This is a genomic window from Micromonospora sp. NPDC005367, from assembly GCF_040606825.1.
Lineage (GTDB): Bacteria > Actinomycetota > Actinomycetes > Mycobacteriales > Micromonosporaceae > Micromonospora.
Map to the genome: position 1 here is coordinate 1 of NZ_JBEXFP010000041.1, position 17,598 is coordinate 17,598.

Genomic DNA, 17,598 nt, shown 5'->3' on the forward strand with positions numbered 1-17,598 from the left:
GGCGCAGCCGGGGGCGCAGGCGCAGCCGGGGGCGCAGGCGCAGCCGGGGGCGCAGCCGGGGGCGCAGGCACCGGAGCGGCCGTGGGTTCGGCGGCAGGCACAGGCACAACGGTGGTTGCGGGCGCAGACATGACCGGCGCCACCGGTACGAGCAACGGCCCGGCGAACGGCACAACCGACGACACCACGGCTGATACCGGGACCACCGGGGGGACCTCTAACAACAGCGGAGCGCCGGCCGGTGTCAACGGTGCGGACAACGACGCGACGAGTCTCGCTCCGGCCACCGGCGTGAACGACAACTCCAACGCCGACAACGGCCTCAACACCGATGACGACTTCAACATCGAGAATGGTCTCAACGCTGCACCGACCAACGGCACCGACACCACCGTCGACACCCCGCGCGGCGGCCACACCACCGACAGTGGTGGCGCACGAGGCAACACCCCCACCGCAGCAGTTGATGGAACCACGACCGCAGCAACGGGCAACACCTCGCCGACCGGTCCGCAGTCCCCGCAGACCGCCATCATCAACCCAACGGCTGTCGCCACCACCAACCCGGCCGGCCCTACCCCGACAAGCCTCCCTGGGGGGTTACCGGGATTCGACAGCGTCACCCCTTCGCACGGCGACGGTGCCGCTGGTTCCGATTCACCCGGCCGGTATTCCCCGTCCATCTCGCCCGAGCCATCGACAGTCTCTGCCCCGGTCCAAACGCCCACCTCGCCGGCTACCAACCCCACGAACCCGTCGTCCATCACGCAGCCGGCAGCCACGTCACCCACCCCGGCCGGCACGGGCACGGCGAACTCGTTGGACTCTTCTTCCGCCACGACGCAGCTCTCGTCGACGGTTTCGACGCTCGGCGTATCCACACCGCCGGCTCCGGTCACGGCGGACCAGTTCACCGGGGACAGGTTCGTGGCGGATTCGCTTGTCGTCGACCCTGGGCCACTCGATCAGACGACGAGCATCGCCGAGCCCTCACCTGAGCAGCCGGCCGAGCCCACACCGCTTCCTTATGCTGCGGCTGCTGATTCGAACTCCAGCGACACGACGACGCCCCCCGGCGCCACGTCGACCACGCCTTCGACCGGCACCGCGACGGGTCGGAGCGTCCGGCCCCATGCTGGAACACGCGCAACCGACGACCGGTCATCCACCGCCGAGGTGGTCACCGCCGACGACGTTGCACTAGACGACGGCGTCCGACCACCATCGGGGCTGCCCGCACCGGTGCAATCGGCTACCCAGAACCTCACCGTAGAGATACCCGGACCGGCACAACTTACCGATCGGAATCTCAGCACGGACGTACCCGCGTCGGTCCCACCGACCAGCGTCACCGCAGTGGCGCCCGCTGTCGGTACGCCGGCGGATTCGGCACCGGAATCGGCTGTGGGGGACAATGTTTCGGGTTTGCGGTGGTGGGGTTCGGACCTGCCAGGCGAGCGGGACCGGCGAGCTGCTCTGACCGACACGTATCCGTGGCTGGAACAAGTCAGCGAACAGCCCCCCACCAGCGACGACGAGTTGTCGAACTGCTTCTACACCGCGATCGCGTTCCACCAGTCATGGGACTCCGACCAGGTGTGGCAGGCACCCGCCGACACCGGCCCCGCATCGTTCCAGTCCATCCGCAACTACGCCAACTCCACCGCTGACCCGCACGAGCAGGGCATCGAGCCACGCGAGTTCGTTCAGGTCACCGGCGACTACCAGACCATCGCCGACATATTCACCCAGGCCCCAGACAACGCCCACGGATTCCTCGTCATCGGCCCGGAACCAGGACAACCCACCCACGTGATCAACGTGGTGAAAACCTCCAACGGCCCCGTGTTCATCGACAGCCAAACCGGCCAAGCAGCAGAACTACCACCACACCCACACGACCTACTCTTCATCCCAGTAGGCACCACCCCCGTCACCATCCCCGGCACCGCAACGACAGCCGAAACACTCGACAACAGCCGAAAACCACCAACAGGAAAACGGGGTCCCGCCAAGCCGGGCGATCTTGAAGGACTACGGAAGGCGATCGACAAAGCGGGGGCGAACGGCCTGAACCGCACCCAGATCCGCGACAGGTTTACTTATCTCGATGCAGATGCCATCGGCGGGCTGCTGGTCGATCTCGCCAACACGTATCCCGGCACCTACCAAGCCTGGGAACAACCCAACGGCCGCACCAGGCATAGGCGGAGGACTGATCCGAGCACCGGGGTTGACTATCCGCACCCTCCCGAGGGCAGCAACCTCAGACCACTCGGCCAGGCCGGCTCGTCCGCCGCCGCCAATCTGGAACAGCCGCGGCGGGCTACCAGCAGCGAAAAACTTCTGACACGGCTACGGAAGGCGATCGACAAAGCTGGGGCGCAGGGCCTGAACCGCAGTCAGATCCACAGCGGGGTAAAACTTCCTGCAGGCTCTCTCGACGGGCTACTGGGCGATCTCGCCAACACGTATCCCGGCGCCTACCAAGCCTGGGAACAACACACCGCCCGCTCTCCTGATCTGCGTTTTGTGCGGCGGGTAGCTGATCCGAGCTCCGGGCTTGACTATCCGCCTCCAGTCGGGGCCAGCAACCTTCGCCCACTCGGCCAGGACGGCTCGCCCGCCAATCTGGAACGGCTGCGGGAGGCGATCGACAATGCCGGGGCGCAGGGCCTGAACCGCACCCAAATCTACATGCAGGTGTTCCACAACCATCTTTCTAAAGACGTCCTCGATGACCTGCTGAACCAGCTTGCCGACACGTATCCGCACACCTACCAAGCCTGGAAAAAACAAAGCGGCCTTACCCATCTGAGTGTTGTGGGGCGGATAGCTGATCCGAACACCGGGCTTGACTATCCGCCTCCGGCCGGGGGCATCGACATCCACACACTCGGCCAGGACAGCGACCTGGAAAAGCTGCGGCGGGCGATCGACAATGCCGGGGCACCGGGCCTGAGTCGCACCCAGATCTACGTCCAGGTATTCAGCGACCGCCTTCGTGTAGACACCGTTGACGGGTTGCTGAACCAGCTCGCCGGGACGTACCCCCACACGTATCGGACCTGGGTACAACGATCTCATTTCGTGGGTCGGATAGCTGCTCCCGACGGCAGCGGGGACTACGAGCTCCCATCGGGTGCGCACAAGGTCGCGCCGCTCGAGGAACATCCTTCCATGCGCGCGATCCAGGCTCAAACGACGTTGGCGCAGCATGGACGGGTGCTGAATCAGGCGCCATTCGATGGGGACTGTTTCTTTCACGCATTCGCGAGCACCATGTTGGCTGAACTTGCGAGGGACCCAAGCCACACTCCCGATATGTTGCGGCAGTGGCGGGAGCAGTTGGATGTCCAAGCGCTGCGGACCAGGTTGGCGAACCTGGCACGCCCACGGACAATAGACCGCCCGGAGAATCCTCCGGTGCCCCATCTTGTGCTGGATGCGGCCATCAGCGAAGAGACCGCCGCCTATGCTCGCGAGTTGGATGTTCCCCCGGCCATGCTGCTGGCGCAGTGGAGTATGAGCGGACAAGCGGATCAAGCGCTGGGGAGGATAAGGGCTCAGATCCGCACGCGGGGTTCGTGGGACAACGCCGGCGGGGAGTTGGTTCCATATCTGGCGGCAGCCGCTTTCAACGTGCGGATCCTCGTCGTCTATCCCGGCGAGGGGCGGACCCAGATGATCGGTGGCGGCAACGGGCCGGTCATCACCTTGTACCGGCCCGATCGCAGTCATTGGGATGGTACCGTCCCGACCGGGCATGACGGGAACATACAAATGTTTCCGGTCGACACCTCTGATGCAATGGTCGCCGGCTTGGACCAGGCGATCAAAGACCTGGAAGAAAAGGTTCAGAACGACGGCGGCGATCCGGCCGTGGATAAGACCATCCGCTTTCTACGTGAAAAGCAGGCCAATTGGGCGCGGCCTGTCGGCTCGCTGGACCAGCCTGCTGGCGTCGAACAGTCCGCCCCGCCTTACGGGGATTGGCGAGGCGACCACGTGGGGGGCGATGTTTCGGGTTTGCGGTGGTGGGGTTCGGACCTGCCAGGCGAGCGGGACCGGCGAGCTGCTCTGACCGACACGTATCCGTGGCTGGAACAAGTCAGCGAACAGCCCCCCACCAGCGACGACGAGTTGTCGAACTGCTTCTACACCGCGATCGCGTTCCACCAGTCATGGGACTCCGACCAGGTGTGGCAGGCACCCGCCGACACCGGCCCCGCATCGTTCCAGTCCATCCGCAACTACGCCAACTCCACCGCTGACCCGCACGAGCAGGGCATCGAGCCACGCGAGTTCGTTCAGGTCACCGGCGACTACCAGACCATCGCCGACATATTCACCCAGGCCCCAGACAACGCCCACGGATTCCTCGTCATCGGCCCGGAACCAGGACAACCCACCCACGTGATCAACGTGGTGAAAACCTCCAACGGCCCCGTGTTCATCGACAGCCAAACCGGCCAAGCAGCAGAACTACCACCACACCCACACGACCTACTCTTCATCCCAGTAGGCACCACCCCCGTCACCATCCCCGGCACCGCAACGACAGCCGAAACACTCGACAACAGCCGAAAACCACCAACAGGAAAACACCGTTCCGTCAAACCAGACGACCTCCAACGGCTGAAGGACGCGATCGACAACGCCGGTGAGAAAGGTCTGGCCCGAGGCGACATCTACCACGTATTTTCGGGCCATCTTCGTCAGAACGACATCGATGGTCTGCTGGAGCAGGTCGTCAACGAGCAGCCCAACACCTACCAGACATGGAAACAACGCACCGGCCCCCGTAGTTATTTACATTTTGTGGGTCGGAGGGTTGATCCGAGCATCAGGGCGAGCGATCAGCGCCTCACCGAGCGGATCAACGTCCATCCGCTCGGTGAAGACCCAGCCGGCGCGAGCAAACTGGACCGGTTGCGGGGGGCCATCGACAATGCCGGCGCGCGTGGCCTGACACGCACCGACATTGACGGTCTGTTCAAAAAGGCACTCAACGCGACCAGTATCGATGGTCTGCTGAACGAGCTCGCCAACGCGCATCCCAACACCTACCAGACCTGGCGACAACGCGTCAGCAACGGTAACTATGTACAGTTTATGGGGCGGAACGTTGACCGGACCGCTGGGGAGAGCGATCAGGCCCTTGGCAGGCGCGTCGACGTACGCCCACTCGGTCAGTCCGGATCCCAGGCCGCCGTCGATCTGGACCGGCGCCAGACCGATCTGTACCGGCTGCGAGAGGCGATCGACAACGCCGGGGCAAAGGGCCTGAATCGCACCGAGATCCTCATCGACGTATTCCACAAGCGCCTTCTTAAAGAAGATATCGACGGGCTGCTGGGCCGGCTTGCTGCCGAGAATTCAGGCGTCTACCGGACCTGGTCGCAAGGCAACGGTCGTTTTGTGGGTCGGGTGGCTGCGCCTGGCAGTCGCCTGACCTACGTTCTCCCGCCCGGGGCATTCAATGTCGAGCCGCTTGGTCCGCGCACGGATGCTGGTTCAAGTGGGCTGCATGCGCTGGTTGACGATGCTGCTGAGCAGCAGGGTCTTGCCGTGGCTGGCGCGTCGTCGCAGCCGGTGGTTTCTGATCCTCCTGCGGAGGTGACGGCGGTGATGACGTTGGCGAGTCATGGGCGGGTGTGGATGCCTGTGCCTCCGGATGGGGATTGTTTTTTCCGTGCGTTCGTAGGCACGATTTTTGCTGAACGTGTGAGAGACCCACAATTCCCGCGTGAAGAGTTGCGGATTTTCGAGGGCATGAGAGTCCAGGAGTTGCGGGACATGTTGGCGGATCTGGTACGCCCAGGGGTAGTAGACAGGTCGGAGAATCCTCCGGTGCCCCCGGCTGTATTGGAGATGGCGATCAGGGATGTGACCGACGTCCAGGCCCACGGGCGGGGTATGTCCGTGGAAGATGTACTGCGGAGGATCCGTGATCAAATCCGCACGCCGCGTTCGTGGGACAACGCCGGCGGGGACTTGGTTCCGTATCTGGCGGCGGCCGCATTCAACGTACGGATCCGCATCATCTTTCCCGGCGCGAGTCAGGGGCAGGTTCAGGAGATCGGTGGCGGCAACGGTCCGGTCATCACCTTGTACCGATCCGATCGCAGTCACTGGGACAGTACCGCTCCACCCGGACCTGCCCGGGATATGCGGACGTTCCCCGCCGATACCTCCGATGCGATGGTCGCCGGGCTGGACCAGACGATCAACGATTTGGAAGAAAGGATCCGGAACACCGGTGGCGACCCGGCCGCGGATGAGACTCTCCGCCGTCTCCGTGAACAGCGGGCCACCTGGGCCCGGCCTGTCGGCTCGCTGAACCAACCGGTTGGTATCGAACAGCCCACCTGGGCGGGTGAGGACTCGCGGGGTACGCCGTCGCCTCAGTCGGTGCCGGGCGTGTGGGCGGATGGCCTATACCCGCCCGCGGGTGGGGCCGGTCGCGGTGGGCCCCGGACAGGCGGCGGTAGTAGGGGCTCGGGGGGACAACCCGCGCGAGATGCGTGGGTATCACCGCGGGCGGTGACCGCGTGGCGGGCCGCTGCAGAACTGGTGTCCCAAGACCCGACCGATGGCACGTCGGCGGACCGGTTGGCGGAGTGGGTCGCCACTGTCGAAGTCCGCACCCACGAATCCCCGACGCCTCTCGTGGACTGCCTGCCCCGGGCACTGGGAGCCTTCACCGCACTCCACGGACGGCTCGGTAACGGTCACTCGCTCGACGACAGTTTCCTGACCACCCCGACCGTCGCCGACCTGGAAACGCTGCTCGACGCCCGCCTGTCGCCGGCACGCGACATCAGCATCGACGATCTGTGGCAAGCAGTACGAGGCACCCCAGGCATGATGGTGCTTGTTCACGCGCGCCCCTCCAACATGGTCGGCCACGTCTACTGGCTCTTCGCCGACGACCGCTCCAACCCGGTGATACCCCGATGGATCGACACCCAGCGCTCTGGGCTCTTCAGCGACAAGGCTCAAGATCACGACCCACACGCCACCGCCCTCACCGACCCGCGCACGCAGCTGCTCGTACTCGATGAAACCGGCCGACCGAGTACCGTCACGGAGTTGCTGGAACGGTTCGCGCGGGCTGGGGACCAGCCGCCAGGGTTGCCGCCCGGAACTGGGTCAGCTCGGCCGGCTGAGGTGGTCACCACCGTCGACGCCCTACTCGACCCGAACTCGGGTGGGAACCCCTCGTCCTATGGTGAGCGTCCGGGGGCCTCGGGCAGCCGTGGCGGCGCCCCGAATTCTTACGAGAGCGTTCTCGGTCACCTGCGAGCGGCGGTGCGTCCCGACGCCTCAGCGACGGAGGGCGGGACGCTCGGCCCAGATCTATTCGGAACCCATCGGGCACCCGCGCTGCCCAACAGGTTCCCGTTCATCGACGCCAACCGTCTCCGGACGACGCAGATCCCCGACCTGTTCGAGATGTTCGACCTCACCTCGTCGCGCACGCCACGCTTCGATCTGAGCGCTGCCGACCTCAGAGACGACGACAGTCGAGTCTTCAGTGCGACCGGGTCGGACATGCCGTTGGTGTTCCACGCGATCTGGCTCGGCGGGGCCTTGCCACAGCGGTACCACGACAATCTCGCCGCTTGGGCGGCTGGGGTGGGCGCCGCCAACGCCATGTTCGTGCTCTGGACCGACACTCCCAGGTCTCAGTTCCGGGCCGCTCCCCCAGGCACCGAGCTGGCGGGCATGCTCGAGTGGGCCCGGGGAGCCGGCGCCGTGCTGCTGAACGTCGATGAGCTTTTCTCGGACCGTTCGCCCATGTCGCTCGACGAGCAATATCGGACCGAGATGAACAAGCTGGTGAACAGCGGGTTCGGTGCTGCCAGCGACATCTTGCGCCTCGAGATCCTCTATCGCTACGGGGGTATCTACACGGACGTCGACAACGAGTTCCGGTCCCTGGTGGGGCTCAGAGAGCTTTTTGACGGTGAGGGCTTCGCGGTGCACACACGTGGGGTCGCCAATTCCGCGTTCCTCGCCGCCCGCCGACACTCCTTCATCGAGGCGGCGCTGTCGACAATCCAGCGGAACTATGGAATCACCCAGCCGGCGCTTTACCAGAACCAGCGCTGGCCGTATGAACATTCCGAGCAAGACACCAATCGCGTAGTGCGAACGAGATATGGCGCTCTTCGGCGTCACTCGATCGTCCTGCGAACCGGTCCATTGAGCCTGTTGGAGACGGTGCAGAGGCACGGTTACCGCGAGGGAGCCCAGCCCGGGTACTTCCCGGGACTGCCCAACCTCGAGCGCCAGCTGACCGTTGGCAGCGCAGGTAGCTGGCGACGAACTGAGCGTCCACTATCGGCAAACCGAACCTGGTCCACTGGTTCGGAGGGATGGGTGGCGATCAGGGTGGTCTCGACGCTCCTACGCCACCTGCGTAATCGCCCCGGAGACCTCTACCTCACCGCGGTGGCCCCGGTGATTGACGGTACGCCGAACCCGCGGGCGGTCTGGGATGCCGTACTCACCTTCATCATGCAACTTCCAGGCGTTGCCGGAAGTATCACGACGATCACCCACCGAATGGCTTACGGTGATGACTCAAATGAGCTGGTGGATAGCGTTCCCGACTACGTACTAGCCCGTTTCGGAGTCACCCAGTCGAATCCCCAACGGTGGATCCTCGGCGAGCTGCAAAGCTGGCTCACCAGGCCGCCCGGCAGCAGCGCCGGACAGTCCCAACCGCCTGCTGGCTGGGGATCATCCAGCTCGGCTTCCAGCGTCAACAGTGCCCGACGGCACGCCCCGCCCGTCTTCGGGCAGCCCGTGCAGCAGCCGCCCACACCGACGACCGCGTATCCCGGCACTCAGCCGATGCAGTACTCGACCGGTGCTCAAAATCCGCCGCAGGGAGCGCCCTACCACCCCAACCCGACTATGCAGTCGACGCAGTACGGACCACCTGTGTTCGGACAGCAACAGCAGCCCAGCTATTCGTATCCGCAGGAACAGCAACCGCGCCCTCTCGGTCGCGGACAGTCAAGGTCGTCGAGGCAGGACAGGCGTTCATCGACTCATCCGTACGGGGGTCCCGGACGAGCATCGGGAGCGGGGTTGGACTGGAGTCCGCTGGTCACCTCGTCCCGGTTCCCTGACGACGCGGCCGTCCTCGAGGTGTTCCCGTGGCTGGCGGAGGTCAACGCGGACGGGTCGCTCGGAGCGGGTTCGAAGGGTGTGCTCGAGACCGACGTGCCGCCCGGGACGGATCCGGCGAGCCTGCCCCCAGGGGTTCTGGACGGATCGCCGTCGACGAACTGTGTGTGGGTGGCGATCGGTGTCGACCAGAGCCTGAACGATCCCGATTCGGTCTGGCAGGTGCCGGCCATGCCGCCAACCCCGGAGACGTATCTCGTCGAATACCAACGCGGCGAGTTGAATCTTCCGGACAGCGAATCTCGGGTCTACCGGACGGATCTAGATTCCGTCCACACCGTGATGGAGGACGCCCCACCGGGGGCTCGCGGGGTGGTTCTGGTGCGCGCACGTACCGTCACACCATCCGCCGGATTGGAGACGTCCCACGCGTTCAACGTCGTACGCCTCGACAACGGAGTCGTCTTCCTCGACGGGCAACGCCCCGGGCTGGCCCACATCCCCACCGACACCGCCGAATACCTCTTCCTCCCCACCACCAACAGCATCAACGAACCCGCACACGCCACCCGCATAGACCCAACCGACAAACGCGGCCCAGCCAAGCCAAGCGACCTGGAAGGGCTAAGCGGCGCGGTGGCCGGGAACCCTCCGGGTCGCGGTGACTCGACGGAGAGCGGGCCGGTCGCTGCGGTGAACAGCCCGGCGACCAGCCGCGGTGTGCCGCAGGGCTGGACCGACGATGGGGATCTGGCGCCGCCGTCGTCGCCGACGTCGCCGACGGCCGGTCAGGTGGTTCAAGATCCGGCACGCCGCTCGTCGGCCGCGGGCGATTGGGTCAATTCCGCCCGGCGGGCCGCGCGGCGCCTGGGTTCACAGGTGAGTCTTCCTGATGGCGTTTCCAAGCGTCTGCCACGGATAGCTAAGACAGTGGACACACGCGTCCGCCTCAACCGGCGGGGCGGGCAGCGGGCGGCCGGGATCCCGGTCGACGTTCGGCCGGGCACGCGGCCATCCGCCATTGCCATCAAAATCGACGTCGACGAGCACCGTGTACTGGATTACGCGACATCGGTAAAGCGTGATCCGCAGGAATCATCGAGCGGGCTCGAGTCGCGGCCACGGTTCAAGCGTCGGCTGTGGCTGCGGGTCGCGCGATCGTATCCACACGCTGAGCACAGCCTGGTCAGGGCAACCGCAGAGGATGCCGACGTCCGTCCGCCCGCGCGACCGCCCGCCGGCTGGTCCCGCCGGATCGTACGGAAGACGCGATCCGCGCCGATGCCCGTCGCGGCGGCATCGGACAGCTTCGCCACTCGGCCGGCCGAGGTGGCTGAGACGCCTCCCGATTCGGGCCGCACCGTTTCGCCCGGTCGGGAAACAGGGCAGAACCGTGCGGATCGTGCCGGTGATGCGGGCCGGCCGGAGCTGGATCCTCCGGTCGGTGTCCGGGTCGCCGGTCCTGTTCCCGCTATGGGCTCGGCATCGACGTCGTCTCGCGAGCCGGCACCGTCGCTGGGGCAGACGGAGAAGCTGCTCCGACGCTTGTCCCGGATGCCCTCGGCTGCCACCAGCCGTATCCGTTACACGGCGCGAGTTCTCGAACGGCTGATCGCCAACGTCCGCCTGCCCGACCGCATCATCGCGATGATGTCACGCGCCACCAACCGGGCGGACGTCAACGCCGAGGCGGATGGCCAGCAGAGCCAACAGCGCACGGTTGAGGTCCGCACCCGGATCGACGTACGGCAGGGCAAGGCATCCATGGCGGCAACCAATGCGGCGTCGGCCGGATCGGGAACGCGCCATCGGTCGAGCAGGGCCCGACTGGCGCTGTACATCAACCGCATCTACCAGAACGCGCCGGACCGACCGGGCCGGCGGACCTCTCCGAACGACGGTGCCCAAGGCATGGTGCGCGGTCGTCCTTCCGGCACACCCGCCACCCGCAGCCGAACGGTGTCTGGGACCAGCCGCCGCTCCCGACTGACGGCAGCGCGCACCACGGCGCCGGTGCGCCGGACATGGACGAGCACGCTTCGGATGCTGACGCAACCGAGACCGCCTCTCCCCTCCTCGAATGTCAACACTCGGGTCGGGGCAGTCCCGTCAGTTGCAGCGGTCCCCACCACCAACGGCATCAACGAACCCGCACGCGCCACCCGCGTAGGCCCAACCGACATGAAAGACACGCCGGTCAGTGGGCCCGGCGAACACCACACCACCGAACGCAGCAACCCTGCCGCCGATAGCCGCGCGTCGTCCCGTCCAACGCCCGCAAACACGGGGCCCGGATCGGAACCGCGGCTGAAGATCGTGCTGGGGGTTCGTAACGTCGCTCTTGTCGGGGCGGGTCTCGAGCCCGACTCGGTTCTGATGTCCGGCCCGGACGAGCTGGTCACCGTGGTCGCCGGTGCCAGAACCGCATTGTGGCAGGGCCCGAACGGGCGGCGGTTCCACGAATCCGTGGAATCGGCACGTCAGGCCGGAGAACCCCATCCGCAAGAGGTGGTTGTCAACACACCTGAAATCATCGCAAGGCCGGATCGGGCGCGTCCGGTCGGCGTGGACGGGCCATCGAACGAGTCACTGATCACCCAGGTTACCGACGTACTGGCCCGGCTTTTCGCTGCCCCGACGACCAACCGGGACCGCAGCACCATCGGCGCGCTCTTCGCCGACTCGGGGTTCGAGGTGAACGACGAGTTCGCCGGCTCGAACGCGTACTATCTGGACAACCTGCATCAGGATCAGCCACTGTGGCTGCAGGGCACGAAGGGCGTATCGCTCGCCGAGGCGCAGGCGTTCCTGTCCGACGCGGCAACGACCGACATGAAGTTGTCGTGGCCCGAGCCGGATTGGGACACACTTATAACTTCACCTCGATTCCCTGACGACGACGCGGTCCTGCAAGTCTTTCCCTGGCTACCCGAGGTCAACGCGGACCGGTCACTCGAAATCGACTCGAACGGCCTGGTCAAGGCCAACCTTCCACCCGGGGTGGAACCAGACAACGTACCCGCGGAGGCTCTCTACGGATCCACGCGAACCAACTGCGTATGGGTGGCCATCGGCGTCGACCAAACCCTGAAGGACCCCCGAATGGTCTGGCAGGTCCCGGCCATGCTCTCCACCCCAGAGGCATACGTCGTCGAATACCAACGCGGTGAGCTGAACCTTTCGAACACCGAATCATTCGTATACCGGACAGACATCGACTCCATCCGCTCCGCCATGAAGGCTGCCCCACCCGGATCACGCGGCATCGTCCTGGTACGCGCGAGGACCACCACACCAACCGGCCTGGAAACCTCGCACGCGTTCAACGTCGTGCACCACGAAAACGGAGTGGTCTTCCTCGACGGACAACGCGCCGGACTAGCCCCCGCCCCCGACGAAGCCGCGGAATACCTCTTCCTCCCCGTCACCGACCGCATCGACAAACCCGAGAACGCCACCCTCGTCGACCCAACTGAGCTAGCGGGCAGGCTAGCCGCCAGAGCCGGCACCGAACACGAACTCCACAGCGGCTACCTGGCGCTCCCCGCCGGGGTCGACCGGAGAACCGTGAAGTACGTTGCCAGGAACGACAGCAATGGCATAACTGCTGTACTCGATCTCACGTACGTTTCCGTCCTACGTTCAGGTACCGAGTATCAGACCGAGTCCGGCATCGACGCTGCTGAGGTCCGAGATGACTCAGTACTTCAGCCGATCATCGAGTTCGTCGATCAGCCGTTCCGCGTATGGAACGGTGAGCAGGGTCTGAGTAGTAATGAAGTAGGTACCTTCCGCAAGCGGACGATCGAGCGCTTCAATGCGGCCTCGGCCAGGATGCTGGAGAATGGCTGGCGGCCGGGTCTGCAGGTACCCCTCGAACAGCTGTTGCCCGCTACCGAGGGATGGCACATAAACCCTGATCTGGCCGGTACCAGGTTCGTGCCGCTGATGCCGGGTGGGATTCCGGACCTGTCCGCCCACTTCAGCGTCGGTATCCGGCTGGCAGCTGTCGGCTACTTTCTCACCGAGCTGTGGGATCACCACTCATGGCACAAAGACAGCCAATATCCGGTGAACGAGATCAAGGACGATGCGACTTCCTTCGCCAACGAGATCGCGGAATGGTTCGGGGCTGCGGTAAGCAACGCCAGGCCGGACGAGGCCCTGCTGCTGGAGAACTTCATGCTGCTCACCTACATGCAGGTGGCCGGCTCGGCATTGAGCCATACCCGCGACAGCCGTGGCAAGTTCTTCACCGCCGCCACTCTGAGAAACTCTTTCCGCAAGGTACGCGGCCTACTGGAGCTACGCCCACGGCATTACCTGAACCACAATGCGCGGCACATTCGCAACCGCTTCGCCGAGATCTTCCTGGCAAGATTCCCCGACTACGATCGGCAATTCCGGGACTACAACGATGAACCCGTCGGCGGTCCGCCGTTCGGGCCATTGAACATCGTCGGAGAGTTCCTGGACGACGCGCTACTCGACTCGCTTCGCAATCCGATAGACAACTCGGTTCGCGCCCCGGTCACCCTCTTCGAAGCGATGAGGGTGCATTCCGAACTCCCCTTGGACACCCGTCCCGACGGTGAACAGATGATCGTGCTCGAGTTGCGGTACTTGTTCAAACCGCTGCTGACAGCGTCCGAGTCGGCCGCGGGGTACGCCACCTTGGAGGAGGCCCTGCGCCGGGCCGAGGAACGCGCCGACCGGGTGCTCGGCGCAGACTTCCCAATCGGTGCGATGGATTCCGCGACTCGCTCCATCGACGGGTTGGCGGGCTGGCACCCCGCCGGTGACCGTGTCGCAGTATTCGACCAGCGGTACGGATGGATACGCGACGTCAACGACGGTGGTCCCGACGCGCACGCCACACGAGAGGCACCAGACCCAGGCTGGCTGGTGAACTGCCTGCTCACCGCGATCAGTACCCACCTGACCATCAGCGAGGGACAAGGCGACATGTTCCACGCCCCACCGCTCGATCCGCGCGTCACACTCGGGACCCGGGACGCGGCGAACTACGCGAACAGCTCCAGGGGAGACGTCGGGCCGGGCGTCGTGCCCCGCCGACTCGTCCGGGTGGAGAGTTACGCCCAGGTCACCGAGGCCCTGGCCAAGGCACCGCTCGGTGCACACGGTTTCCTCACCGTACGGTTGGCCGACCGTCCCGACGGACACGTATTCAACGCGTTCCACGAAGCAGACGGCGTGGTCATCGTCGACAGCCAGACCGGGCAGACATGGCTGCCCGAGAACCCAGAGCAGATCCTGTTCATCCCGGTAGGCCCGATTGACGTGCCGCTCGGCGGGCCCCCAGCCGGAGCCGTGGGCGCGACGCCCACCAGCGTTGCGCACGCCACCGACACCAACGCCGCACGACCGGTGTTGACCGAGGATGATCGGCCGCTATCGCGGGATCCCGTACTTCACGGCCGGGCAACCGAGCGTGACATCGTGGTGGGAGTGCGTAACGTCGCCATCCTCGGCGCGGACCTCCAACCCGGCTCGGTCCTGATGCGGAGCCCGGACCGCATGATCACCGTGGTCGCCGGCACCAGAGCATCGTTGTGGCGGGGCCGCAACAACCGCCTGTTCTACGAGACTGCCGAATCGGCACACCAGGACGGCGAACCCGACCCGGAAGAAGCACCCGTCAACATCCCCGAAATCATCGCCACGCGAGGCCCGACGCGGCCCGGCCCACCCGACGAACACAAAGACGACACACTGGTCAACGACGTGTTCGACATTTTGAGCCGCCTCTGGACCGCCTCGACGGCCAACCGGCCGGACACCACCGTCGGCGCACTCTTCGCCGGTACCGCCTACGAGGTCAACGACGACCTCACCAACTCGTACGCGTACTACCTGAACAATCTGCACCGAGAACAGCCGGTGTACCTGCAACAACAGTCACGGGTCGTATCACTGGCCCAGGTGCAGGCGTTCCTGTCCGACCCACCGACGAACCACCCTGACACCCAGCCCACCAGCGATCCCACCAGGGCGGATTCGTCTGGTACCCAGGCCGGTAACGAGCTCCCGCTTACCGGCGGGCTGGTCGATGATCCGCACAGCCGCTCCCAGACCGACCACCGGGGTGCCTTGTCCGGCACCGACCTCCTCGCTCTCGTGGACAACTCCGGCGAGACCGTCGCGGGTCCGCCACCTCCGGCGGTTGTTGCTCATCGTCCCCCCGAGGTTCCGCAGACGGGACCGGTCGTCCAGAAGGCAGCTTTGCAGGCGATCGTCGATCAGGTGGCCGGGATGGACGCGCCGGCTCAGATCCGATGTGAGGTCCAGGTTCAAGAACTCCGGTCCTTGTTGCATCCGGCGGTCCGTCCTTCTCGCAGCCTTGAGGAAGCAGACGCCGGCGGCACCACGGTGACGGCCCGACTGCTCCCGTCCTGGGCATGGCAGGATCAGGTCACCTGGAGCGAAGCCGGTGACACGATGCGGGCTGCGCCGCCCGGCTCGACGATGCTCTTCGTCGTCCAGCGCGCGAACGGCCCCGGACATGCGTTGGCGCTTCACCGGACTGAGTCGGACGTCTGGTGGCTTGAACCGGGATCCGAGGAGCCCGCGAATCGTGTCAGGTCGGCGATGCCCGAGTTCCCGTCGCTCTATGCCCGAGCCGTGCTCATCGACCCGGACGGCAGCGTGCGGGAGATCCCGCAAGCGGCACGCGGCAAGCTCGCGGCGGCGTTGACGGATCCGCCGACCGGCCGCGTGTTCGGTGCGCTCGGTTTCGAGGCCGAGACGCCCTTCGCGACAACCGTGCCAGAGAACTTGCTCAGACGTGAGCACCTCAAGGAAATTGCGGCCTCCAAGAACCTGGCCATCCACCTCGACGTGCGGAACCAGGTCATCATCGAGCTCGTGTCGCCGCCGTTCAATATCTTGGACGGCGAGCGGGAGTATCGTGACCGTGACGCCGTTCTACGCTCCTTCGAGAATGAGTTGACACGGCTCGCCGAGAACTCTAGGACTCCGCGCTTGGATACGTTCTATTCGTACGAGCGTGGATTCTCGATAACCGAGGATATGGTCGCCGGTTACAACCTGAAACCTTTCGAGGCACTTTCCCGCGACGCCGACCCCCTCCGCGACCTCTATATGCAGTACACGGTCGGAGTGCCGCTGACCGCCATGGATCAGTTTCTAGAGTTTGTCGCGCAGCACACCTATGAGCCTGATCGGGTACCGCTCGTGCGGGCAGCCCGCGCCTTCGCCCGGCGGCTGTCACGGAGATTTCAGCTTAAGGAAGGAGCGCAGCATGAATTCGATGCGATCCGGGACGCCATGGAAATTCGCGGATTCATGTCGATGGCATACACCCATGTGGTGGCACTCGCGCTCGACGAGGTCGCGCAGGTTCTGCAGCAGTCGGCCCGGCTCCGAAAGAACCACCTTCTAGCTGCGTCCCGGTTTTCGCTCGCGGCGATGCGGAACCTGCTCTCCAACCGCGCGCAGGGTTGGCTGAGTCAGAACGCCGACAGGATCGCGAACGAACTCGTAACACATGCCGAAAACGCTATCGATGGACTCCTCGCATTGGGTGCCACGGCGAACGTCGGAAGCTTCCTCGACATACGCGTAGAACTGATGGGTGATCGGACCACAATTACGCCTCGGAATCTCCTTTACAACGCGCTGATGCCGCTGTCCTTGAGCGATGCCGAGTACACTCAGGACCGCGTCTTCGGCATAAGCTCTCACGTTCCCAGCTGGGAAGTGTCGCGGGACAACGATCGTCTGGCCCGAGTCGAGCTACGCTCGTTCGGGCGAGATACTCGCGTCAGCATCGGCGATGTCAGGCACGACGTCGAACTGATCGAGGGCTTCGTCAGCCGTACCGTTAGAATGACCGATGCGCTCACGTCCCCAATTGACACACCGTCGATGTCGTTCAAATTCGGCCGGGGCCAACGCAACCTCGACGAGCCTGGCCAGCGCCAGGCAGAGTCCGTCGCGCAATGGATCGTGCAGAAGTACATCTACCGTCAGCACGTCGCCAACTCCGCTTTCCCTAAGGTGATCGTTGAGGGTGGGGGAAACAACTCCGGCACTACCGCCTCCGAGATGCGCGCGGCCGCCGTGAGAGACGAACTCGCCGCAGCCACAAAAAGCTGGTTGCGAGCCGGAGGGCTCCCGGATGACTCCTTGGAGATCACTCTGCGCGACCGACGTGACGGCGTCAGCGCGAGTCCCCACGCCGACCAGCGGGAGTTGGCTGCGAAGAACAATCGTTGGGCGTTGGTCTGGTTGCAGCCGGACAGGTGACACCCCGGATGCCCACCGCTGAGGAGTCCGTGCCGTCGGTCGTCGTGTCGGACGGTGTCGGCCGCGACTTGTGACCATGTCGCGGTCACCGATCAATCTGGCTCTTCGCCCCAGCACCTCGATCGGCCAGTTCGCCCCTCACTCATCGGCTGGGCAGCTCGGCGA

General features: G+C 65.0%; 1 protein-coding gene. It reads left to right on the top strand.

Annotated features, from left to right (window positions below):
• Window positions 1-129: 129 nt before the first annotated feature.
• On the top strand, window positions 130-17,433 hold the full coding sequence (locus ABZS42_RS24135; protein WP_355148835.1) for a toxin glutamine deamidase domain-containing protein: 17,304 nt from the start codon (window positions 130-132) through the stop codon (window positions 17,431-17,433).
• The last annotated feature ends 165 nt before the right edge of the window (window positions 17,434-17,598 follow it).